Here is a 22,558-nt window from a genome sequence, read left to right as displayed (position 1 = left end):
CCGGCACCGGAGTTCGGGCGCAGGCGGTGTCCGAAGACCAGCAATGCGGCTCTGACCGGCTACGGGCCTCAGATCGCGGAGAGGTGCTGGGCGGAGAAGGCTGCTGTGTAGCCCGCACCGCTTTCCACACTCGCCCACGTGACCGAGGCCAGGGCACTGTACGGGGCGATATGGCGGTACGGCAGGCCAACGACGCCGGCCAGGTGCGGGGCAAGGGTCCGCATGACCGGCACAAAGCGGAAGATCAGAAGGGTTTGGCCGGCGCGCTTGTTCATGAGGGTTTCCGCCCGCTGCCACGCCGAGGCAGGAATGCGGCGGCCAAGCTTCCCGGTGCGTAGGCGATTTCCCAGCAGGTGACCGGTTCGATGGCCAAGAGCGTCCCCGATCACGACAGCACCGGCAGCGACTCCGATGACCCACAACAGGTTCATGCTGCCGGCACGGGCCAAGGCTCCCGCGGTAAGCATGAGAGCGAGAGTGGGGACGACGGCACCCACCAGCAAAATGGATTCCGCGATGATTGCCGCGGCCAGCACCGTGTAGGCGGTGGCAGGGGGAATCTGGCTGAGCAGAGTGGTGAGGTCACTCATCGCGATATGTCCGACCGGACGGTCAACAAGTCGGAGGCGTTGACCGTATCGATGGGTCGGCGCAGTTGCCACACCTGTGCGGGTGGCAGATTTCCCCACACGGTCCAACAGCCGACCGCGTACTGGTTGTGGTACTGATTCAAGAGATCTTTGACGTCGCGCTGACGGCGGGCCTCTGGGCGGGATGTCAGCAGGGCGCGGACCCAGCGACTGCCGCAATAGGAAAAGTAGGTGAGAGTGCCCCCGGGGCGGAGCAGTTCCAAGTAGCGGCCCATGATTTCCTCGACCTGCCGGGGGGCGAAGTTGGAGAACGGCAGGCCGGAGACGATCACGTCATAGCGGCAGTCAGTGGTGAGCTGTTCGACAAATGTGTTGTGGACGCGCACGTGCTCCTGCTTTTCCAGCAGGTCCGGGTTGCCGCGAACCAGGCGACGCAGATGTGCGGCAAAATGGGGGTTCGCTTCTACGATGTCCAGCCGGCTTCCCCGAGGTATCTGAGGGAGCAGAACTCGTGTGACCGAACCGGTACCCGCGCCTACTTCCAGGACATTCGAATTCCGCGGCGCTCGCTTCAGCAACGGGTCAGCCAGCATGCTGGCCAGCGACTTGCTGCTGGGGGCGATGGAACCGACCGTGCGATGGTTCCGTATCGACTCCACCAAGAAGGTCCATCCTTCAGTCGTACGCTGAGCCCGGGCACGGTGGTGAGAAGTGTGCTCATTCATCAAGAAAAGACATTCCTGGGAGGATGCGAAGCGGCCGTGTGCGTCACACGTCAGACCGCACTTCGAGGGAAAGGGGATCAGGTCCTCTCCCCATCCTCGAATGCACAGGTCAGCGCCGTCCTCCCCCACAGGGACCCAAAGCCGGACTGTACTGAAGTGCCACCACGGGCCCCGGCGTCATTCTCTGGACGGACGGCCACCCGCCCTGGGACCTAGGGGGTTTCGTCGGTACCGACAACCCGGGTCAGCGGCCACGGCGCGGCCGTTTCCAGCTGGTCAGGACGTCATCGGTGGTGGTGACGGTGGCGACCAGCGCGAGGGTGTTGCGGACCATCGCGGGGGTGTAGTCGGCAGGCACCCCCGCGATGGCGTCCGCGGGCACCACGGCCGTATAGCCGAGGTTGACCGCGTCGAAGACGGCATTGGGGATCGCCACATTCGCCGACACCCCGGTGACGATCAGCGTCCGGCACCCGAAGTTGCGCAGCAGCGCGTCCACCTCGGTGCCGGCGATCGGCGAGAGACCGTGCAGTCTGCGCACCACCAGGTCGTTGTCGGAGACGGGTATCGGGTCGGCGATACGGACCGCGGTGGACCCGGTGAACTGCTGGACGGGCAGCCGCGCGGCCGCCTTGAACAGGCGGGCGTTGTGGCTGGCGCCGCGGCCGTCGGGACGGCGTTCGGCGACCGCGTGCAGCACCTGGACGCCGGTGTCATGGGCGGCCGCCACCAGCCGGGCGACGTTCGCCAGCGCCCCCGACGTGCGGGCCGCGTCGGCGAGTTCGGGCAGTGCGCTCTCCGGGCCGACCACCCCGCGCTGGCACTCGACGGTGAGCAGCACCGTCGTGGCCGGGTCCAGTTGGCCGATGAGCCGTGCAGCTTCCGAAGGCATCGCATTCCCCTCTGGCGGGTCTGATTTCCCGCGGGTCTGCAGGAGTAGCGGGTCTGCAGGAGCGGCGGGACCGGGTCCCGGTCGGCGCTTCCCCGACGGGCCGGTTCGAGGCGGGCGAGGCTATCGGGCATTGCGCACCTCAGGAAGAGCCCTCATGCTTTCCGACACCGGTTTCTGACGCATCGTCAGGCAGCTGGGTGTCAGGTGAGTGGTCAGTGCCGCACGGGCGGCACACGGCGGAGGGCGGGGACGGATGGCCGACACACAGCGGCGCGGGCGCCGGATCATGATGACGCAGGGCGAGCTCGACGCCTTCCTCGCGGCGCAGCGCACCTGCCGCGTCGCCACGGTCGGCGGGGACGGTGCGCCGCACGTCGGAGCGCTGTGGTTCGTCTGGGACGGTACGGCGCTGTGGCTCTATTCGATCACCCGCAGCAGGCGCTGGGCGCAGTTGCGCACGGACCCGAGGATCGCGGTGGTCGTCGATGACGGGCACGAGTACGGCGAGCTGCGCGGGGCCGAGCTGGCGGGCCGGGCGGAGTGCGTCGGCGAGGCGCCGCGCACCGGTGAGCCGTGCCCCGAACTGGGCGCCCCGGAGCGGCTCTTCGCGGAGAAGTACTTCGGGATGTCCGAGATGCCGCACGACGGCCGGCATGCCTGGCTGCGGCTGACGCCGGAGTCCGTCGTGTCGTGGGACTTCCGCAAGATCCCGGGGTGAGGGCGCGAAGATCCCGGGACGAGGGCGAGGGCGCCGCGCGGGTGGCGGCCGCGGCACCGGGCGGGTGAGCGCCTCGCATGAGCAAGCTGATCGCCGCGGACGGCGAGGCCGGTCGTCCCGAGGTGATCGCGTTGTCGGTGGTCTCTGGGAGAGTGGTGGAGGTCAGCCCGTCCGGTACCGGCAGGTGCGGGAGCGGGACGGCCCGGCCGCGAGGTGGCCGGGCCCCGACGAGGACGAAGGAGATCCGGTGAACGTGCTCTTCCCCGCGCTGCGCGACGCTTCGCCCGCCCCCGCGCTGCGCTTCGGCGATCGCAGTCTCAGCCATTGCCAGTTGGCGTCGGTGGCGGGTGCGCTCGCCGAGCGGATCGCCGGTGAGACCCGTATCGCCCTCTGGGCGACGCCGACGCTGGAGACCGCGGTCGGCGCGGTGGCCGCGCTGCTCGCCGGGGTGGCCGTGGTGCCGGTCAATCCGAAGATCGGTGAGAGCGAGCTGGCGCACATCGTGGCGGACAGCATGCCTTCGCTCGTCCTGGCCGAGCCGGATGCCGATCTGCCGGGGCCGCTCGCCGCGCTGTCCCGTATCGACATCGAGGCCGCGGCGCCGCCCGAGGAGGCCGCGCCGGCCCCGCTGCCGAGCGAACCGGGCGACGAGGCACCGGCCCTGATCGTCTACACCTCCGGCACGACCGGGCCGCCCAAGGGCGTCGTCCTCCCCCGGCGCGCCCTCGCGCACACCCTCGACGCGCTGGAGGACGCCTGGCAGTGGACCGCCGATGACGTCCTGGTGCACGCCCTCCCGCTCTTCCATGTCCACGGCCTGATCCTCGGCATCCTCGGGCCGCTGCGCCGCGGCGGCAGCGTGCACCACCTGGGGCGCTTCAGCACCGAAGCGGTGGCCCGGGAGCTGTCCGCGGACGGCACGATGCTGTTCGGGGTACCGACGATGTACCACCGCCTGGCCGAAGAGGCGGGCCGGAACCCCTCGCTCGCCAAGGCGCTCTCCCGGGCCCGGCTGCTGGTCTCCGGCTCGGCCGCGCTGCCGCTGACCGATCATGAGCGGATCGCGGCCGCCACCGGCCGACGGGTGATCGAGCGCTACGGCATGACGGAAACGCTCATGAACACCAGCGTCCGGGCGGACGGCCCCGATGCCGCGGGCACGGTCGGCGTACCGCTCCCGGGGGTGTATGTCCGGCTCGTCGACGAGGCGGGCCAAGCCATCGAGGCGAACGACGCCGAGACGGTCGGCGAGATCCAGGTCCGCGGCCCGAACCTCTTCGTCGAGTACCTCAACCGGCCCGATGCCACCGCCGCGGCCTTCGACGGCGGATGGTTCCGCACCGGTGACATGGCCGTCCGTGACGCCGCCGGCAACTACCGCATCGTGGGCCGTAAGGCCACCGATCTGATCAAGAGCGGTGGCTACAAGATCGGCGCGGGCGAGATCGAGAATGCGCTGCTGGCTCACCCGGGCGTCGCCGAGGCCGCCGTCACCGGCGCGCCGGACGAGGACCTCGGTGAGCGGATCGTCGCCTGGATCGTGACGGAGACCGGCCCGGACGCCGGGCCGGCGCCGTCCGCCGAGGAACTCGCCGACCATGTCGCCCGCCAGCTCGCGCCACACAAGCGCCCCCGCACCGTGCACTTCCTGGACGCCCTGCCGCGCAACGACATGGGCAAGATCCTGAAGCGTGAGCTCCGTGCGTAGCGGTGGCGCCGGGGACGGGGGCGCGGGGGACGGCGAGGCCGCAGGGCACCGCGGTGGCGACGGGGCCGCGGCCGGCGACCGGACTCCCGCGGGCAACTCCGCCGCCACGACGTTGCCGTGTGCCCGGCTGACAGCCCGTCAAGCCATCGCGGCGGTGGCGGACACCTACAGCGAGACGGCCGTGCCCGACGGTCGCGGAACCCCGTCCGGAACCCCGTCCGGAACCCCGTCCGGGGCGTCGTCCGCACCAGACGGCCCCCTCGGCTGGCGCGGCTACGACGACGCCCGGGCCCGCGCCCGGGAACGGACCGGCGAGGACGAGTCCGTGGTCACCGCCCTGGCCACGATAGGCGGACGGGAAACGGTCGTGCTCTCCTTCGAGTTCCGCTATCTGGGCGGCTCCCTCGGCGAGCGCACCGGCGACCGGCTGGAGGCCGCCTACACCCATGCGCGCGAGCACGGCCTGCCGGTCGTCTCGCTGATCGCCACGGGCGGCAGCCGGATGCAGGAAGGGATGCGGGCGCTGACCCAACTCCAGCGGGTGGCACGGCAGTCCGCGCTGAACCGCGCCGCGGGACTCCCCCAGCTCGCCGTGCTGCGCGACCCGACGACCGGCGGCGGCTGGGCCACCCTGGGCGCGGCCGCCGATGTGATCCTCGCGCTCCCCGGGGCCCAGGTCGGCTTCGCGGGCTCACGGGTGCGTCCCCCGGACGCCGACCCCGCCGCCTACATCGCCGAGGGACAGCTGGCCGCCGGCCAGATCGATGCCGTCGTCCCGCCCGACCGGCTGCGCGCCACGCTCCAGCGGTGGCTGCAACTGCTGGGCACACCACGGGAGTTCCACGTCGAGGCGGTGGAGCCAGCGCCCCCGCCGGATGCGCTCGGCGCACCCGAACTGCCGGAGACCGGCTGGGGTGCGGTGGCCCGGGCCCGCGCACCCGGCCGGCCGCGGGCCGAGGCGTATCTGCGCGCGTACTTCGACGACTGGGAGGAGATCAGCGGCGACCGCTGCGGCGGCGTCGACCCCGGGATGCGGTGCGGATTCGGTCACCGTGCGGGGCGCACCCTCGCCTTCGCGGCGCAGTGCGGTACGGCCACCCGCCCGGCCGGTTTCCGTACCGCCGCACGGCTCGTCCGGCTCGCCGACCGGCTCGGCATCCCGGTCCTCACCCTCGTGGACACCCCGGGCGCCGCCAACGACGCGGCGGCCGAGCGGGCCGGTGCCGGGGCGGCCATCGCCGACACCTTCGCGGCGCTCGCCACCGCCCGGGTGCCCGTCACCTCCCTGCTCATCGGCGAAGGCGGTTCGGGCGGCGCACTGGCCCTGGCCGCACCGGACCGGCTCTGGGCCACGCCGGACAGCTACTTCTCCGTGATCGCCCCGGAACTGGCCGCGGCCATCCTCAAACGCGACACGACACAGATCCACGAGACCGCGGACCAACTCCGTATCCGGCCAACGGACTTGCTGGATCTGGGCGTCATCCGCGGCATCGTCCCACCGGCCTGAGAGGAGCCCGTGAGCCGCCGACGGCGGCCGCCTCAGGAACCCTGCAGGCTCTCCCCGGCCGTGCGGAGGGCTCCCACGGCGGCCCGGATCGAGGGCCTGCGGTCGGCATCCGCGCGCCAGATGGCATAGACATGGCGGCGCATCGTATGGCGTACGGGTACCACGCTCACCCCGTCCGGCACCGGCCCACGGCCGAGGCGCGGAGCCACCGCGACGCCCAGCCCGGCCGCGATGAGGGCGAGCTGGGTGCCGTGCTCCTCCGCCATGTGCGCGACACGCGGCTCAATGCCCTTGCTGCGCAGCGTGAACATCAGCCATTCGCTGCAGAACTCCCCCTGGGGCCAGGAGATCCACTCATCGTCGGCGAACTCCTCCAGCTCCACGGAACGCCGCCGGGCCAGCGGATGGGTGGACGGCATCGCCACATCGGCCGGATCGTCCAGCAGCGGGGCCTTCGCCAGACCGTCGGGCAGGGACAGCGGCCGGTTGTACCAGTCGAGGACGACCGCCAGATCGATATCGCCGCGCACCACGCCGCGGACCGACTCGTCCGGCTCCATCTCCGTCAGCCGTGCCCGTAGCTGGGGGTGCTCGGCGCGGAGCGTGACCAGCGCGGCCGGGAAGAGTCCCCGGGCCGCGGTGGGAAAAGCACCCAGCCGCAGCTCGCCCACCGCCTGGCCGCGATGCGCTTCCAGCTCGGCCTGGGCCAGCTCGACCTGCGAAAGGATGCGCGTCGCATGGTCGGCGAGCAGTCGGCCGGCGTCGGTCAGCCGCACTCCGCGCCCGTTCTTGGCCAGCAGCTGCTGCCCGGTCTCCCGCTCCAGCTTGGCGATCTGCTGCGAGACGGCCGAGGTCGTCACATGCAGCCCGTCGGCGGCCGCGCTCACCGAACCGTGGCGGGCGACCGCGCTCAGCGTCCGTAGGCGATCAAGGTTCAACACATAAGCAATGCTAAGCGATACCGGCCACGAATTCTCGATTGTGCTACGAAGTTGCACCCCGCATCGTTGACCTCATGAGCACCGCCACCGGCACACCCACCGCCTCCGCCGACACCACGGCCTCTCCGGCCACCACTGCGAGCCCCATCGCCGACAGGGACGCCGCGACCACCGCGGCCGACGCGCTCCGCGGCGCCACCACGACCGCGGCTCCGACGGCCCGCGGCCGGGCCCGCGGCTGGCAGCTCCGCTTCGCCGTCCTCTCCCTCGTCTGGGGCTTCAGCTTTCTCTTCATCAAGGTGGGCACCCAGGGCTTCGCTCCGCTCCAGGTGACGCTGGGCCGGGTCGCCTTCGGTGCGCTGGTGCTGCTGGCCGTCCTCGTGGTCAAGCGCGAGCGGCTCCCCCGGTCCGCCCGGACCTGGGCCCATCTGACCGTGGCCGCGTTCCTCCTCAACGCATTGCCGTTCTCCCTCTTCGCGTACGCCGAGCTGACGATCCCCTCCACGCTGGCCGGCATCTGCAATGCCACGTCACCGCTGTGGGGCATGGCGCTGTCGGTCGTCGCGCTCTCCGAGGACCGCCCCACCCGGCGCCGGGTGGCCGGCCTCGGCCTCGGGTTTCTGGGTGTGCTCACCGTGCTCGGCGCCTGGCAGGGCTTCGCCGGCACGGATCTGACGGGCACCGTGATGGCCCTGGGCGCCTCACTCTGCTACCCCATCGGCTGGATCTATGTCCGCCGCACCCTGGCGGGCGTCCCGCACTCCCATCTGTCCATGTCCGGCGCGCAGCTGCTGCTGGCCACCGCCCAACTGGCCGTGGTGACACCACTGTTCACCACCGCACCGACCAGCTACCCGATCATCCCGCTGCTCGCTGTCTTCGCCCTGGGCGCCCTGGGCACCGGCCTCGCCTTCCTCATCCAGTACGGCCTGGTCGCCGAGATCGGCCCCACCACCGCGCAGATGGTCACCTACTTCATCCCCGTGATCGCCACCGCGGCCGGCGTGGCCCTCCTCCACGAACAGCTGAGCTGGAACACCCCGGTCGGCGCCCTCATCGTCCTGGCCGGCGCCGCCCTCACCCAGAGCAGGCCCCGCCCGAGCCGTCCGGCGGTCCCACCGACCGGTTCGACCACCCACTGACGACACCCACCCGGAAGCCTGGGCCCCAACCCCAGTCACAGCCCCAGCCCCAGGCCTCCGAGCCCCCGAGCCGCACCTCGGGGGCTCCGCCATGCGCTCACCGCGCCTCGCCGCGCCCGCTTCTCACGCCGCCATGCCCTCCCCCGCACTTCGGCATCAACACCCTTGTCCTCTGCGGCAGTTCCCTCCGCGCCGCAGAGCCGACGCCCGTGCACATCACGACGTCGCAGCCGCCGCCCTCACTCGTACCGCCGCGCCTCCCCCACCCCCGTCGCCGCGGCAACGGCGTCCGCCACCGGGACGATGTCGTCGTCGGAGAGGCCGGAGACCGTGATGCGGATGCCGGGGGGCGAGTGGAGGCGGAAGCGCGCGCCGGGGGCCACCGCCCAGCCGGAGTGCAGCAGCCGGGCCACCGCGCCGGTCTCGTCCGGTACCGGTATCCAGACGTTCATCCCGCTGCGGCCGCGCGCACGGACTCCGCGCTCCGCCAGCGCCCGTATCAGCGCCTCCCGCCGCCGGCCGTACGCCCCGGCCACCGCCTTCGGGTCGATCGCGGAGGTCCGCCACAGGTGGACGACCGTGTCCTGGAGCAGATGACTGATCCAGCCCGGGCCGAGGCGCTGACGGCCGCACACCCGGTCAATGGTCAGCGGATCACCGGTGAGCACCGCGAGACGCAGGTCCGGGCCGTACGCCTTGGCCGTCGAACGGACCAGGACCCAGTGGTCGGTGATCCCGGAGAGCGGATGGAGCGGGAGGTCGACGATGCCATGGCCGTGGTCGTCCTCGATGAGGAGGATGCCGGGGTCTGCGGCCAGGAGGGTGCGGAGTTCGGCGGCGCGGGTGCGGCTGATGGCGGCGCCGGTGGGGTTCTGCGCCCGGTCGGTGATGACGACGGCACGGACGCCCTCTTGCACCGCGCGTGCCAGCTGCTCCGGCAGTGGGCCCTCGTCGTCCACGCCGACCGGGACGGTGCGCAGTCCGAGTGCCGGGATGAGGTCCAGCAGGCTGCCCCACCCCGGGTCCTCCACCGCCACGGCGTCGCCGGGCCGCAGATGGGCGGCCAGCACCCGCTCTATCGCGTCCAGTGAACCGCTGGTGACGGCGACGGGGGCCTCCGTCACGCCGTCGGCGGCGAACGCCGCGCGGGCGAGGGCGGCAAGGTCGTCGTCCACGGCCGGTGTGCCGTACAGCGCGGGGCGCCGTGCACTGCGCGCGGCGGCCTCGGCCAGCGCCCGCTCCAGCGGCGGCAGCAGGGACGGATCGGGATTTCCGTCGGAGGCGTCCCGGACGCCCGGCGGCACCTCCACCCGCAGCGCCTCACGTGAGGTGCTCGCGGGGCGGGGGCGCACCCGGCTGCCACGCCGGCCCGCGGTTTCGATCACCCCTCGATCGCGGAGGGTGCGGTACGCAGCCGCGACCGTATTCGGATTGACCTCGAGATAGACGGCCAACTCCCGCAACGGGGGCAGCACTTCGCCTGGTTGGAGCTCGCCCGCACCGACGGCTCGCTCGACGCTGGCGGCAATGTCCGATGCGCGCCGCCCTTCGATCCGATACTCTCCTAGCACAAACTTGATTATGCACTAGTGCAATGGAGAACGCAATGACCCGAGCCGAGTCGTACGAACCGACCGCGCGCACGACCCCCACCCGCGCCCGCGACCGCGCCGCCTACGACCACGAGACGGTGCACGCCATCCTCGACGCGGGCTACGTCTGCCATCTGGGCTTCGTCCGTGACGGTTCCCCGGTCGTCCTGCCGACGCTCTACGGGCGGGTCGGCGACCGCCTCTATCTCCACGGTTCGACGGGATCCCGCCCCCTGCGGATGGCCGGCGCGGCGCCGGACCCCGGTCTGGAGGTGTGCGTGACGGTCACCCATGTCGACGGTCTGGTCCTGGCCAGGTCCGCGTTCCACCACTCCATCAACTACCGCAGTGTCGTGGTGCACGGCACCGCACACCAGGTGACCGACGAGGAGGAGAAAACGGCCGCGCTCGACGCCCTCGTCGATCATGTGCTGCCCGGACGCGCCGCGGACTCCCGGCCGGGCAATGCCAAGGAACTGGCCGCCACCTCCGTGATCCGTCTCGGCCTGCGCGAGGCCTCCGCCAAGATCCGCACCGGTGGCCCCAACGACGAGCCGGAGGACCTCGGGCTGCCGTACTGGAGCGGCGTCCTTCCGGTGGCACCCATGTACGGCGCCCCCATACCGTCCGACGACCTCGCGCCCGGCACCCCCGAGCCGGCGTACCTCTCCGCCCGCTGAGGAGCCACCGTGCTGATCCACCCCTGGGACGCCCCCACCGAAGACGCCGAGTGGCAACAGTGGCTCGCGGCACACGACTTCGGCCAGCTGGCCGCCAACGGACAGCCCGGCGAACCCCCCGTGCTACAGCCGCTGCACTTCGCCTACGACCCGGCCCGCCGCGAGGCCGTCACGCATCTGGCCCGTCCCAACCCCCTCTGGGGCGCGCTGGAAAACCGGCCGACGGTGCTGCTGAGCGTGGTGGACGACTACACCTTCATCCCCGGCCCCTGGCAGGCGGCCGAGGACCAGCCGCCCGAGCACGGCGTCCCCACCAGCTTCTATGCCGCGGTCCAGCTGACCTGCACCGCCCATGTCGTGGACGACCCGGAGGCGAAGGCGGCGCTGCTGCAACGCCAGATGGGCCACTTCCAGCCGGACGGCGGCTCGGCCCCGGTCGCCGCGGGTGCGGCTCCGTACGGACGGCTGCTGTCCGGCATCCGTGGCCTGCGGCTCGAAGTGCGGGAGGTCCGCGCCAAGTTCAAGTACGGGGGCAAGCGGAGCGAAGCCGTCCAGCACCGTGTCTCGGAACGCCTCGCCGAGCGGGACGGCCCCGGGGACGCGGCGGCCCGCACCCACCAGCAGCGCAGACTGGCCGCGGCCGACGCGGGGAAACCCGCTGTCTGACGGGCGCCCGCCGCCCCGGAGGTCCGGGTGCCCGGCCGACACCGCCGGCCGGGCACCCGCGTCCTCAGCCCGCCACCGGCGCCGCCGAGCGCGCGGCCGTCACCGCCCCGCGCGCCTCGGTCACCGCCAGCGCGGCAACGGCCGTCAGCAGCACACCCGTTCCGATCGCCGTCGCCATGGTGAGCCGCTCCCCGAGGAACAGCACCGCGATCGCCGCGGCCGACACCGGCTCGATCAGTGAGATCACCGACGCGGTCGCCGCACGGACGGCGGCCAGGCCCGCGAAGTACAGCCCGTAGGCCAGCGCCGTCGGCACCGCCGCGATATAGACCAGCAGCCAGAGGCTGCGGCCCAGGTCATGCGCCTGGGGCCACAGCCCCTCCACCGCCGCGAGCGGCAGCAGGCACAGCGCACCGACCGCGAAGGCGCTGACCGTCGAGGCGTACGGATCGCTGCCGCCGCCCTTGCCCAGCCGCCTGGTGATCAGCGTCATCGCGGCACAGCCGGCCGCCGACAGCAGGGCATAGCCGACCCCGGCCGGACGGACGGTGGTGCCGCCATCGCCGCCGAGGACCAGGACAGCCAGCCCGGCCAGGGCCCCGGCGACGGCCAGGACCCCGCCCGCGCCGAGCCGTTCGCCCATCGTCACCCGCGCCCCGATGGCGATGAGGACGGGGCCCGCCCCCATGGTGACGACGGTTCCCACGGCCAGCCCGGTGGCTTCGACGGCGGCGAAGTAGGCGGCCTGGAAGACGGCGAGGGCGATGCCCGTCATCACGATCCGGGGCAGGCGCCGGCGCAGCGGCTCATACGGAGCGGGCGCGGGGACCGCGACGGTGCCGGACCGGCGGCGCAGCAACGCCCGTACGGCGAGCAGGAGGACCAGCCCGCCGAAGGTGCGCCAGAAGGTGAGGGCGAGCGGGCCCAGTCCGCTGCCGCGGTAGAGGAGGGCGGCGGCCGCGCCCGCGGTGCCCCAGGCGGTCGCGGCGAGGGTGACGTACAACAGCCCCCGGCCCACGGGCAGGGCGGAGGAAGGAGTGGCATGCATGTGAGAGGTGCTCCGGGAAATCCAGGACGGCGTCATACGCCGTGGAATGGTCGCGTGGTCCCGTGTGCAGGCAGCGACAAGCGGCTCGGGAACCAGCCCGGGCCGGGGTTTCCTCGGAGGCCGCCGCCCGCGTTACGCGGCGGGAGGGGGCAGCACAGTCGAATGCATGATCGGCACCCTATGTCGCACAGGAACCGGCCGACAAGTCGTCCCCGGTCCGGGGCGCGGAAGCCGGAGTGGCCGGGGTCTCCGGAGACCCGCTGCCCCCGGGGGCGCCCGCGCCGTCGCCCGTCCCCGTCCCGGCTCCGGCCACCCGTACCGTCTCCGTCGCCTTCGGCTTGGCCGACTGCGCGATGAAGGCGCCGGCCAGCACCACCGCCCCGCCGACGATCTGCGGTGCGGAGAGGTGCTCGCCGAGCAGGACCCAGGCCAGGACCGTCGCGATGACCGCCTCCAGACAGGCGACCACTCCGGCCACCTGCGGCGAGAGCCGGCGGATCGACACCACGCCGGTGAGGTAGGCCGCCACCGTCGCGATCAGCACGATCCAGGCGAGCAGGAGAACGGCCGGCACCTGCGTCCCGTTCATGTCCGCACCGCCGCCGAGCACCGCCCAGTCCATGCCCCAGGGGCGGGCGATCACGGTGAGGAGGACGGCGCCGGTCAGCAGGCCGTAGGCGATCACACCGAGCGGGTCCACCGCGTCGTCGCCGTCGGAGCCGTGATCGGAGAGCACGAAGTAGCCGACCTGGCAGCAGGCCGCGCCGAGCGCGAGCGCAAGGCCGATGGCGTCGAAGCTCAGCCCGGACCAGACCTCGACGACACAGGCGAGCCCGCCGACGGCCAGCACCACACCGACCGCCGCGGCCCGGGTCACCGGCCGCTTCTGGACGAAGCGGACCCAGCCCAGCACGAGGGCGGGCGCCAGATATTCGATGAGGAGCGCGACGCCGACGGGGATACGGGAGAGGGCGGCGAAGTAGCACGCCTGGACGCCGGCGACGGCGAGCAGCCCGTAACCCGCGAGCAGCGCCGGCCGGCGGCGCACCAGATCCCGGTGGCGCCAGGCGATCGGCAGCATGACCAGCGCCGCCCCGGCCACCCGCAGCCAGGTGACCTGCAGCGGTTCGAGGCCGGCGGATATCAGGGGCTTGGCGGCGACGCCCGAGCCGCCGAAGGCGAGCGCGGACAGCAGGGCGATACCGAGGCCGGCACCGCGTCCTCCGGGCACCCGAAGACGGCGCACCCCAAGGGCGGGTGATGACTGCCGGCCCCCCAAGGACCCGGAAATTCCCTGGCCCGAGCCGGTCGATGTTCCTGCCGGGCTCCCCGAAGACGCGTGCATCCGGCCATCATGGCAGCCGTGGTCAGCAGTGCCACCCCCGAGACCCCTGTCAGTCTTGGCCGGGGCGCTCTCCGTCCAGACGGCCGGCGAGCCGGGCGGTGTCGACGGAGGCCCGTCGCAGCACCTCGACGGCCCGCGATTCGGGGTCGTCCACCAGCGCGGCGAGCAGGTCGAGGCAGCCCGCGCGGGTGGCGTAGCGGGCATGGGCGCGGTCCAGGGCACCGTCCATGGCGGCGGCCGCGGCCGGCGACCATCCGGGCACGGCGCCCTCGGCAACCACGGGGACCGCACCGGAATCCTCGACGGTGCCGTGCCATTGGAGTCCGTAGCCGATGCTGCGCTGGACGAGGTAGCCGAGCAGCCGGGCGACCTGCGGTGCGCCGTCGAAGACATCGCGTACGGCGGGATCCCATTCCAGGAGGCCGTGCAGCAGATGCGCGGTGTCGACCTGCCGGTCGCCGTCGCGGGTGGCCCGCCTGCGGGCAGCGGATACGACCGACGCGAGCTCGACGGTGAGCTGTGTGGCGAGGTCCTCCGGGGCGGGGCTCTCGCCCCCACTGTACGCAGTACGGTTTTGCACAGCACCCACCCCACCAGCCTCTGGATGCCGGAGCATCACCGGCGGGAAGCATTTGTGTCTCCCACGCTGGTTGCGCACGGCCACACCCGATCTCATCCTTGCGGAGGAGATGCAGGGGAATCGTGGAGGCCGGACATACGGGGACGGGACGACCGCCCCTCTGCCACGGCCACCCCGCCCCCGAAATCTGACGCCTCATCAGCAATGGCAGGTCCTCGCTATTGAACCTTCACCCCGGCGGGGATACGTTCCGCGGCACCAGCCGGGGATCGTCACCGAAGGGGTGATCGCATGGCCGAAGTCACCGCACAGGCCCGCATCGAGGCACCGGCCGCGAAGGTCTGGGAGCGGCTCACCGACTTCGACTCCTACGGGGAGTGGAACGCCACCCACACCGCCTTCCCCAAGGGCGGTCCGGAATCGCTCGAAGTGGGCGCCGGCTTCGACGAGAACATGAAGCTGATGGGCTTCCCCGCGGAGGTCGCCTGGACCGTGCGGGAGCTGGAGCCCGGCCGGCTGCTCGACATCGAGGGCAAGGGCCCGATGGGCGTCAGCCTGGGGATGCGCTACGAGCTCACCCCGGACGGCGGGGCGACGGCCGTACGGATCGACGGGGCGTTCACCGGCGCCGCGGTCTCGCTGATGGCCGGCAAGCTCAAGGACTCGGCGGGCGCCGCACTGAACGAGTCGCTGCGCAAGCTCGCCGCCCTGGTCACCTGACCCTTCGGGGGCCGGCCCTCACCCCGGCCCCCGAAGGCCGCACCACCCCGCTCACTCCGCACTCAGTCCTCCTCGGCGAGGATCAGATACAGCTCCTTGCGCGCCTTGTTGACCACCGCCATGGCCTTCTCCCGCTGTTCGGGAGTGCCGGTGGCCCACACCTGCCGGAAGGCCTCGACCAGGCCGCCGCCCGCCTTGCGGATCTCGTTCATCGCCTCCCAGTCGACGCCGCGGCCGGCCTCCTCCCAGGGGGCGTCCGAGCCGCTGTCGGCCTCGGTGCGCCCGGCGTCGGTCAGCGAGAACAGCTTCTTGCCGCCCTCACTGGCGCTGGTGATCAGCCCCTCGTCCTCAAGGAGCTGCAGCGTCGGATAGACCGAGCCGGGGCTGGGCTTCCATGCCCCGCCGCTGCGCTCGGCGATCTCCTGGATCATTTCGTAGCCGTGCATCGGACGGTCCTTGAGCAGCGCCAGGATCGAGGCGCGCACATCGCCGCGGCGCGCCCGGCCACGCGGTCCGCCACGCCCCCGGCCGCCCCCGAAGGGCGGGCCACCGATCGGCGGGCCTCCGAAGGGCGGGCCGAACGGGCCGAAGGCCGCACGCCGTCGCTCCCAGCCGCCCGGGAAGTCGCCGCGGCCGCCGTGACGCCCGGGCCCGCAGTGCTCATGCCGACGCTCATGCCCGTGTTCGTGTCCGTGTTCATGTCCGTGGGAACGCATGATGACGTCCTCCATCTCTCTATCGTTGATCAGTCGCGATGCGTCAACGATATATCGGGACTGTTCGCCGAAGCAAGAGCGGTGGACCAGACGGCGCCGTACGTCGAGTTGTCGTACGTGGACACGGTGCACGGGCACCGTCGACGTCCATTGCGGGACTGTGCGACGGGCCGGTTCGCGTCCAAAGTCGCCGCCCGGTTCCCGGGCTGGGAATTCGCCGGATCCAGGCCCTGTTGGGACGGGAGCGGCCTTGATCACGTTCATGGAGGGGGATCCATGCCCATTTTGGTCACTACGCCGAACGGAACCGTGGGGCGATACCTGACCGAGGCGCTGCGCGACCGGAGTGATGTGCGCTTCCTCGTTCGCTCCGAAGCCGGCGCCAAGGCGCTCGGCAAGGTCCGTGGTGAGGTCTTCCGTGGGGATGTCACCGATGCAGCGGACATCCGGGGTGCGGTCGCCGGCGTGGACCGGCTATATCTTGCACATCCCTTCACCGAAGACCAGGTCGCCGCCGAAACGAACCTCGGCCTTGCCGCCATCGAGGCCGGTGCGCGCCGGATCATCAAACTTGGCGCCCGAGCTTTCAGTGGCGACGGGATCGTCCCGGACGCCGTCACCAGCGCCCATGACACGATCACCGAACGACTGCGAAGCACCGGTGTCCCGGAACTGACTGTTCTTCAGCCCGACCGTTTCCTGCAGAACTTCCTCCCGGCAGCGGCCTCGATCGCCAAGGGCACGCTGGCCGATCCCGCCGGACCTGGTGCCAGGGGTTACGTAGACGTGCGGGATATCGCGGAGGTCGCGATCGCCGAACTCCTGGCGGCGCATCCGATCGGTGGTGAGATCGAGATCAGTGGCCCGCAGACACTGACGCTGCCAGTGCTCTGCGAACGCTTCGGCGCCGTTCTCGGCAGGCCGGTGCGGTACGTCGATATTCCACTGGACGGCGCCTGGCGGGCAGCGCTCGCGGACCGTGGAATCACGCCGCAGGTCATCGACGGTTTGCAGGGGCTGTATTCGAATTATCACCAAGAGGGCGTGGCAGGTCTCGGTGACGGTGTTCAGCGCGTGCTCGGCCGCCCGCCGCGCTCGGTCGAGGACTTCGCGACCGATCTGCTCATGCCCGCCGTGTCCGGTACCTGACCCCGCCCCGTGCCGCAGCGGTGGTCGACTGTGGCCCCTGACGGATCCCGGGGCTGAGGCCGACGCGCCGGGGAGCTCGCCGCACCTCATCTCAGGCAAACCGACGGACCCGATCGTCTGAGACGACGAGCAAGCGGACCGGTTCGTCCGAGGAGGGGCCAGGCCGGCAGAGACGGGACAGGGTCGGGCGGCCGCCCCCACCGCCCCTTGCGGCTCCCTCCCAAGGCCAATTCCCCCGGATTGGCCTTGGCCTGTGGCTCTGTGGCACCTCTACGCTCGCGGCCATGAGGATTCGCATCGTCGACGCCTTCAGTGAGCGTCCGTTCGCCGGCAACCCCGCGGGAGTCGTACTCCTCGACTCCGGCGACTTTCCCGATACGGCCTGGCTGCAGCGGGTCGCCACCGAGGTCAATCTCTCCGAGACCGCCTTCGCACACCCGCTGCCCGCGGGCGGCGACGCCGACTGGGCACTGCGCTGGCTCACCCCGGCCGCCGAGGTGAACATGTGCGGGCACGCCACTTTGGCCACCGCGCATGTCCTGCACACCACGGGGACGGCGAGCGGTACGGTCCGCTTCCGCACCCGCAGTGGGGTGCTCACCACGACGGACGACGACCGTGGGGCGATCACCATGGACTTCCCGACCGCCCCGCTCACCCCCGTCGAGGTACCGCCGGTGGTCGCGGGCGCGCTGGGCACCGAGATCCGCTCCGCGCACGACACCGGCCCCGATGTCGGCGATCTCCTGGTCGAGCTGCCCGACGAGAAGTCCGTACGGGCGCTGGCCCCGGACCTCAAGGCGCTCGCCGGGCACGGCGGCCGCGGGGTGATCACCACCGCGCGCGCCGAAAACCCCGACGGCGGCTACGACTTCATCTCACGCTGCTTCTTCCCCGGGGTGGGCATCGACGAGGACCCGGTAACGGGCAGCGCGCACACCGCGCTCGCCCCCTTCTGGTCGGCGCGGCTGGGCCGTGCCTCCCTGGTCGGCCTGCAGGGCGCCGCCCGCACCGGCTTCGTACGGACCGAGCTGCGCGGCGACCGTACGCTGCTGACCGGGTCGGCGGTCACGGTCATCGACGGGGAACTGCTGGTCACCGGCTGAGCCGGCCCGCACGGCCACGGCCCCCGGGAGGCGCGGCAGGCACCGCCGGTGCCCCGCGCCTCCACCGCCTCATGGCGTCGGCAGCCACCCCGCCCGTCCGGCGAGCAGTGCGTAGCCGACGAACGCCACGATGTCGATCAGGGCATGGGCGGCGACCAGCGGCCCGACCCGGCCCCACCGCCGGTAGAGCAGGACGAAGAGCGCGCCCATCACCATGTTGCCGACGAAACCGCCGATGCCCTGGTAGAGGTGGTAGGAACCGCGCAGCACCGAGCTGGCCGCGAGTGCCGCGAACGGCGACCAGCCCAATTGCCCCAGCCTGCGCAGCAGATACCCGACGACGATGACCTCCTCCAGGACGGCGTTCTGCACCGCGGAGGCGATCAGCACCGGGATCTTCCACCACACATGGGGCAGCGCCTCGGGGACCACCGTCAGATTGAATCCGGTCGCCCGCGCACCCAGATACAGCAGCACACCGCTGCCGCCGATGACGGCCGCCAGCACGACGCCGCGGCTCAGGTCGAAGCCGGGCCGCCGCCGGTCGAAACCGAGCACGCGCAGGCCGCCGGCCCGTTCACGCATCAGCAGATGCGCCACCAGCACCACGGGCACCAGGGCGGTCGCGATACCGAACAGCTGCCAGGCGAGATCCAGCCAAGGCCGGCCGGGCGCCTGGGAGCCGTTGAGCGTGGCCGCCTGGTCCTTGAGACCACCGGGCTTGGTCACCGACCCGATGAAGCTGATCAGCGCCGACAGCCCGCTGGCCCCCAGCGAGAGGGCCAGCACGATCCATGTCTCGCTCCGCAGGATGCTCCGGGACGGCTCCCCGACGAGCCCGTCACCAGACCCTTGACCTGGAACGTCCGCATCGGCCACGGGACTTGTATCCGACTGCACACTTCCTCCGCTTCAGCATTACCGCCTCGTCGCCACCACCGCCCCGCTAGGGTCTCGGCAGCAGGTACGAAGATCGCGCGCGACAGGCCGGGGACGGGCGCCATCCAGATGGCGCGTTTTCCCCCCAGCGCATCCCGGTCGAACTCCGAGAAGGAGAGGCGCTACCGCAATGGGACGACACAGCTTGCCCGACGCCCCCGCACCGGCGCGCACAGGGGCCCGCCGCGGGGCACGTCCGCGCGCGCTGGTCCTCGCCACCGGCCTCGTGCTGACCGTCGCCGCCGGCACGGTCGTGGCGCTGGACAGCGGTCTGCTCCCGTTCGGGGGGCCGTGCGACGGCGAGGCGACACGGCTCGATGTGGCCGCCTCGCCCGATATCGCCCCGGCGATCGAAGCGGTGGCCAAGTCGGCGCGGGAGGGGGCGACACGCACCGACGGCAGATGTCTGGACGTCAAGGTCACCGCGCGAGCCGCCCACGAGATAGCCGACGCCTTCGGACAGCGGCCGGTCGACCCCGAATTCCAGGTCTGGATACCGGATTCGAGCCTGTGGGTGGACCGGGTCGAGGCGGAGCGCGGGACCCCGCTGACCGCCGCCGGCACCCTCGCCTCGTCCCCGATCGCACTGGGCGCCGTACCCCGGGCCGCCAAGTCGCTGGGCTGGCCGGCAAAGACCTACACCTGGACGGAACTGACCCGCGCCACGGCGTCCGGCGACGCCCTGCGCCTGGGCGTCGCCGACCCGTCCCACAGCGCCACCGGACTGCTCTCACTGGCCCGCATCAGCGCCGCCCACGCCAAGGAGGCACCGGACCACGTGACGGCGGACACCCGCACCGCCGCCACGGCCAGGCTGCTCAACCAGCGGGTCGCGGACGGCGACGGGCAGGCCATGGCCACCCTGCCCCGCGACGGCTCCGGTAAGGAGCAGGACAATCCGCGCCGCAACCAGGCGCTGCTGCTGTCCGAGCAGGCCGCTTTCGCCCACAACACGCGCGCGGACGGCGGGCCGGATCTGGACCTGATCTACCCCGAGGGCGGCACGGCCCGGCTCGACTACCCCTACACCCTGGTCGACAACAGCGAGACGGGCCCTGAACAGTCGCGCGCCGCCAACCGCTTCATGACGCTGCTGAGCGAGCCCGCCGGACAGCGTGCGCTGCGCCGGCACGGCTTCCGGGCCGCCAACGGCGAGGCGGACCCGAAGGTGGTCACGACGGCCGGCGGACGCGACCCGCAGCCGTACTCCGCCGCCCCCGCCGAGCCGCCGGCGGTGAAGGAACTCCAGGCCCTGATGGGCATGTGGACGATCACGGTGCAAAGCGCCCGGCTCTCCACCGTCGTGGACGCCTCGACGTCGATGGGCGCACCGGTCCCGGGGCACAGCGGCCGGTCCCGGATGGACCTCGCCAAGAATTCCCTCCTCCAGGCACTGACCACCTTCACCTCCGACGACGAGATCGGGCTGTGGAAATTCGCCACCACACTGGACGGCGACAAGGACTACGTGGAGCTCTCCCCCACCGAGCGGCTCGGCGGCCGGGACGAGGACGGCAGCAGCCACCGCGAAGCGCTCGCCGACGCCTTCCGCGCGCTGGCCCCGCAGCCCCAGGGCGCCACCGGCCTGTACGACACCACGCTCGCCGCGTACGAGGAAGCCCGCTCGGCCTATGCGAGCGGGAAGTTCAACGCGCTGGTCATCGTCACCGACGGCACCAACGACGACGCCCACGGCATCGGCCTCGACGCCCTGGTGGGCAAGCTGGAGAAGCTCTCCGACCCGAAGCGGCCGGTGCCGCTGATCGCCCTCGCGATCGGCCCGCAGGCCGACACCTCGGCCCTCGACCGCATCGTGAAACCCACCGGCGGCTCGACACACCTGGTCAGCGACCCGTCGCAGATCCACCAGGTGATGCTCAAGGCCATCATGGCGGCGGGCAGCAACGGACCCCGCTGAACGGCTCCGGGCCCCGGCGACGGACAGCCCTCACGCTCCCTCCGTCGCCGCCTGCCGTTGTCCCGGTACGGCGGAGCGCTCGGCGACCGGCCAGGCGACCGGCCAGGTGTGCACCGGCTTCCCCGTGTGCATCAGCTCGCTGTAGCGCCGGGTCATCGCGGCGAGCGCGGCGTCCCGGTCCAGACCGTGGCGCAGGGCGTGGTGGAAGGCCGCTGCCTGCCAGGACGCCCCGTTCACCCGGCGCCGGCAGCGCTCGTCGATGATGCCGAGGTAGTGGTCACGGTCGGCCGGTTCCACCCCCCAGGCGTCCAGTCCGCGGGCCGCCAGCGGCAGCAGCTCCTTGCGTACCAGCCGTACGGCCGGGATATCGGCGACACCGCCCGCCCGCCCGGGACGCGGCCAGTCCAGGGTGGCGTCGATCCCGTACCGGCACGCGGAGTCGAAGTTGCGGGCCGCGGCGTCGAACGGGAGCCGCGTCCATATGGGTCGCGACTCCTCGGCCAGGGCCCGCACCAGGCCGTAGTAGAAGGCGGTGTTGGCGATGACGTCGGCGATGGTGGGGCCGGCCGGCAGCACCCGGTTCTCGACCCTGAGGTGCGCGACGCCGTCGGCGACCGCGTAGACGGGGCGGTTCCAGCGGTAGACCGTGCCGTTGTGCAGGACCAGTTCGGACAGGTCGGGCACCCCGCCCTCATCCAGGAGCCGCAGCGGCTCCTGTGACCCGCACACCGGCAGCAGCGGCGGGAAGTACCGCACGTTCTCCTCGAACAGGTCGTACGCGGAGTCGATCCAGCGCTCACCGAACCAGGTACGGGGGCGCACTCCCTGGGCCTGCAGCTCGGGCGAGCGGGTGTCGGTGGCCTGCTGGAAGACCGGCGGCCGGGACTCGCGCCACAGCTCACGGCCGAAGAGGAACGGCGAGTTGGCGCCGACCGCCACCTGCACCGCGGCGATGGCCTGGGCCGCGTTCCAGACAGCGGCGAAGCGGCCCGGTGTCACCTGGAGATGCAGTTGGACCGACGTACAGGCGGCTTCCGGCGCGATCGAGGGCGAACGGGAGACCAGATGCTCGACGCCCCGGATGTCCAGGGCGAAGTCCTCGCCGCGGGCCGCCCGCATCTGGTCGTTGAGCAGGACGTAGCGGTCGTTCTCGGAGAGGCTGGCGGCCGTGAGGTCGGTGGCGTGCAGGGTCGGCAGAATGCCGATCATCACGATCCTGGCGGCGACCTCCCGGGCCTTCCTCTCGGCGTAGCCGAGCCCCGTACGGAGTTCCTCGGCGAGCTGGTCCAGCACACGGCCGCTCAAGCGGTGCGGCAGGATGTTGACCTCGAGGTTGCACTGGGCGAGTTCGGTCTGGAAATCCCCGCTGGCGATGCGCTCCAGTACTTGAGAGTTCATCATGCGGGGCAGTCCGTCGGCGCCGGCAAGATTGAGTTCGATCTCCAGACCCATGAGATTCCTGGGCCGGTCGAACCGCTTCTCCGCCAGGAGCCTGTGCAATCCATCGAGACAGTCGTGAAGCTTTCTTCGATAACGCTCCCGGTCCGCCAGATCGATCCCGTCCGCGGCGACCTTCTCCCCCATCGAAGGGTCCCTCCTCGAGTGAACAGCCCGTTGCCACGGGCCGCTTGGGGCCGTCCCCGACACCGCCGGGGCTCGCGCTACGGTCGATGATGCCCCGGCAATCTGATCAATAACGCCGCGGGAGCATGCCGGTGCCGATAGGCTCGAAGTGGTGCAGCGTCCGGCACTTCCCATAGGCATATCTCGGAGGCACTCGCCAACGGCATTTCGCTCGTGAGAAACACCAACGAGTTCCGGCCTACCGCATTGGTAAGGCAATACGAGGTGGCGTCTTCAAAACGCCGCACAA

At 71.7% G+C, this 22,558-nt stretch carries 21 protein-coding genes; 10 read left to right on the top strand and 11 right to left on the bottom strand.

Features of this window, described 5'->3' with window-relative positions; all coding sequences use genetic code 11:
• Positions 1-68: 68 nt before the first annotated feature.
• The 3 genes from STRNI_RS35730 to STRNI_RS35720 form a co-directional block, all read right to left on the bottom strand.
• Positions 69-590, bottom strand: a complete 522-nt coding sequence (locus STRNI_RS35730; protein ID WP_109888021.1) for a DedA family protein — start codon at positions 588-590, stop codon at positions 69-71.
• Entirely contained in the window at positions 587-1,315 is a 729-nt protein-coding gene (locus STRNI_RS35725; protein WP_159490749.1) for a class I SAM-dependent methyltransferase, read from the bottom strand. Before STRNI_RS35725 ends, STRNI_RS35730 begins: the two co-directional genes overlap by 4 nt.
• Positions 1,316-1,559: 244 nt before the next feature.
• On the bottom strand, positions 1,560-2,207 hold the full coding sequence (locus tag STRNI_RS35720; protein ID WP_018093251.1) for an isochorismatase family protein: 648 nt from the start codon (positions 2,205-2,207) through the stop codon (positions 1,560-1,562).
• Between the two features lie 253 nt (positions 2,208-2,460).
• Here STRNI_RS35720 and STRNI_RS35715 point away from each other — a divergent pair, with 253 nt between their 5' ends.
• The 3 genes from STRNI_RS35715 to STRNI_RS35705 all read left to right on the top strand — a co-directional run bounded on the left by STRNI_RS35715 (position 2,461) and on the right by STRNI_RS35705 (position 6,143).
• Entirely contained in the window at positions 2,461-2,925 is a 465-nt protein-coding gene (locus tag STRNI_RS35715) for a pyridoxamine 5'-phosphate oxidase family protein (RefSeq protein WP_093641172.1), read from the top strand.
• Between the two features lie 247 nt (positions 2,926-3,172).
• Positions 3,173-4,633, top strand: coding sequence for an acyl-CoA synthetase (locus tag STRNI_RS35710; RefSeq protein WP_277412698.1), 1,461 nt, complete (start codon positions 3,173-3,175; stop codon positions 4,631-4,633).
• Positions 4,617-6,143, top strand: a complete 1,527-nt coding sequence (locus STRNI_RS35705) for a carboxyl transferase domain-containing protein (protein ID WP_381844646.1) — start codon at positions 4,617-4,619, stop codon at positions 6,141-6,143. The genes STRNI_RS35710 and STRNI_RS35705 overlap by 17 nt, the downstream gene beginning before the upstream one ends.
• A 32-nt stretch (positions 6,144-6,175) precedes the next feature.
• On the opposite strand, the gene STRNI_RS35700 is transcribed toward STRNI_RS35705, so the two are convergent.
• A complete protein-coding gene (locus tag STRNI_RS35700) occupies positions 6,176-7,084 on the bottom strand; it encodes a LysR family transcriptional regulator (RefSeq protein WP_026170295.1) in 909 nt (302 codons plus the stop codon).
• Positions 7,085-7,158: 74 nt separating this feature from the next.
• On the opposite strand from STRNI_RS35700, the gene STRNI_RS35695 reads away from it, so the two are divergent.
• A complete protein-coding gene (locus STRNI_RS35695; protein WP_159490741.1) occupies positions 7,159-8,226 on the top strand; it encodes a DMT family transporter in 1,068 nt (355 codons plus the stop codon).
• A 239-nt stretch (positions 8,227-8,465) separates the two neighbouring features.
• Here the strand turns inward: STRNI_RS35695 and STRNI_RS35690 are convergent, their stop codons facing one another.
• Entirely contained in the window at positions 8,466-9,797 is a 1,332-nt protein-coding gene (locus STRNI_RS35690; RefSeq protein WP_026170296.1) for an aminotransferase class I/II-fold pyridoxal phosphate-dependent enzyme, read from the bottom strand.
• Between the two features lie 35 nt (positions 9,798-9,832).
• On the opposite strand from STRNI_RS35690, the gene STRNI_RS35685 reads away from it, so the two are divergent.
• Positions 9,833-10,498, top strand: coding sequence for a pyridoxamine 5'-phosphate oxidase family protein (locus tag STRNI_RS35685; protein ID WP_266441736.1), 666 nt, complete (start codon positions 9,833-9,835; stop codon positions 10,496-10,498).
• Positions 10,499-10,507: 9 nt separating this feature from the next.
• Positions 10,508-11,164: an FMN-binding negative transcriptional regulator gene (locus STRNI_RS35680; RefSeq protein WP_266441733.1), complete on the top strand. Its 657-nt coding sequence runs from the start codon at positions 10,508-10,510 to the stop codon at positions 11,162-11,164.
• A gap of 64 nt (positions 11,165-11,228) precedes the next feature.
• Here STRNI_RS35680 and STRNI_RS35675 read toward each other — a convergent pair whose 3' ends face one another.
• The 3 genes from STRNI_RS35675 to STRNI_RS35665 form a co-directional block, all read right to left on the bottom strand.
• Positions 11,229-12,212, bottom strand: a complete 984-nt coding sequence (locus tag STRNI_RS35675) for a DMT family transporter (protein ID WP_266441730.1) — start codon at positions 12,210-12,212, stop codon at positions 11,229-11,231.
• A 178-nt stretch (positions 12,213-12,390) separates the two neighbouring features.
• Entirely contained in the window at positions 12,391-13,557 is a 1,167-nt protein-coding gene (locus tag STRNI_RS35670) for an EamA family transporter (RefSeq protein WP_277412697.1), read from the bottom strand.
• Between the two features lie 49 nt (positions 13,558-13,606).
• Entirely contained in the window at positions 13,607-14,137 is a 531-nt protein-coding gene (locus tag STRNI_RS35665; RefSeq protein WP_018093263.1) for a Clp protease N-terminal domain-containing protein, read from the bottom strand.
• A gap of 291 nt (positions 14,138-14,428) precedes the next feature.
• Here STRNI_RS35665 and STRNI_RS35660 point away from each other — a divergent pair, with 291 nt between their 5' ends.
• Positions 14,429-14,857: a type II toxin-antitoxin system Rv0910 family toxin gene (locus tag STRNI_RS35660; protein WP_277412696.1), complete on the top strand. Its 429-nt coding sequence runs from the start codon at positions 14,429-14,431 to the stop codon at positions 14,855-14,857.
• A gap of 62 nt (positions 14,858-14,919) precedes the next feature.
• Here STRNI_RS35660 and STRNI_RS35655 read toward each other — a convergent pair whose 3' ends face one another.
• Complete coding sequence (locus STRNI_RS35655; protein WP_277412695.1) at positions 14,920-15,573, bottom strand: PadR family transcriptional regulator; 654 nt, start codon at positions 15,571-15,573, stop codon at positions 14,920-14,922.
• A 276-nt stretch (positions 15,574-15,849) separates the two neighbouring features.
• On the opposite strand from STRNI_RS35655, the gene STRNI_RS35650 reads away from it, so the two are divergent.
• Complete coding sequence (locus STRNI_RS35650; protein WP_277412694.1) at positions 15,850-16,722, top strand: NmrA family NAD(P)-binding protein; 873 nt, start codon at positions 15,850-15,852, stop codon at positions 16,720-16,722.
• A gap of 284 nt (positions 16,723-17,006) precedes the next feature.
• Positions 17,007-17,828 carry a PhzF family phenazine biosynthesis protein gene (locus STRNI_RS35645; protein ID WP_277412693.1) on the top strand — a complete coding sequence of 274 codons (822 nt, stop codon included), beginning with the start codon at positions 17,007-17,009 and terminating at the stop codon, positions 17,826-17,828.
• Between the two features lie 69 nt (positions 17,829-17,897).
• Here the strand turns inward: STRNI_RS35645 and STRNI_RS35640 are convergent, their stop codons facing one another.
• A complete protein-coding gene (locus tag STRNI_RS35640; RefSeq protein WP_381844641.1) occupies positions 17,898-18,707 on the bottom strand; it encodes a CPBP family intramembrane glutamic endopeptidase in 810 nt (269 codons plus the stop codon).
• Positions 18,708-18,897: 190 nt separating this feature from the next.
• On the opposite strand from STRNI_RS35640, the gene STRNI_RS35635 reads away from it, so the two are divergent.
• On the top strand, positions 18,898-20,685 hold the full coding sequence (locus STRNI_RS35635; protein WP_277412691.1) for a substrate-binding and VWA domain-containing protein: 1,788 nt from the start codon (positions 18,898-18,900) through the stop codon (positions 20,683-20,685).
• Positions 20,686-20,715: 30 nt separating this feature from the next.
• On the opposite strand, the gene STRNI_RS35630 is transcribed toward STRNI_RS35635, so the two are convergent.
• Positions 20,716-22,269: a glutamate-cysteine ligase family protein gene (locus STRNI_RS35630; protein ID WP_277412690.1), complete on the bottom strand. Its 1,554-nt coding sequence runs from the start codon at positions 22,267-22,269 to the stop codon at positions 20,716-20,718.
• Between the last annotated feature and the right edge of the window lie 289 nt (positions 22,270-22,558).

The organism is Streptomyces nigrescens, assembly GCF_027626975.1.
In the GTDB taxonomy this organism is placed as follows: domain Bacteria; phylum Actinomycetota; class Actinomycetes; order Streptomycetales; family Streptomycetaceae; genus Streptomyces; species Streptomyces nigrescens.
This window is presented reverse-complemented; position numbering and strand designations above follow the sequence as displayed.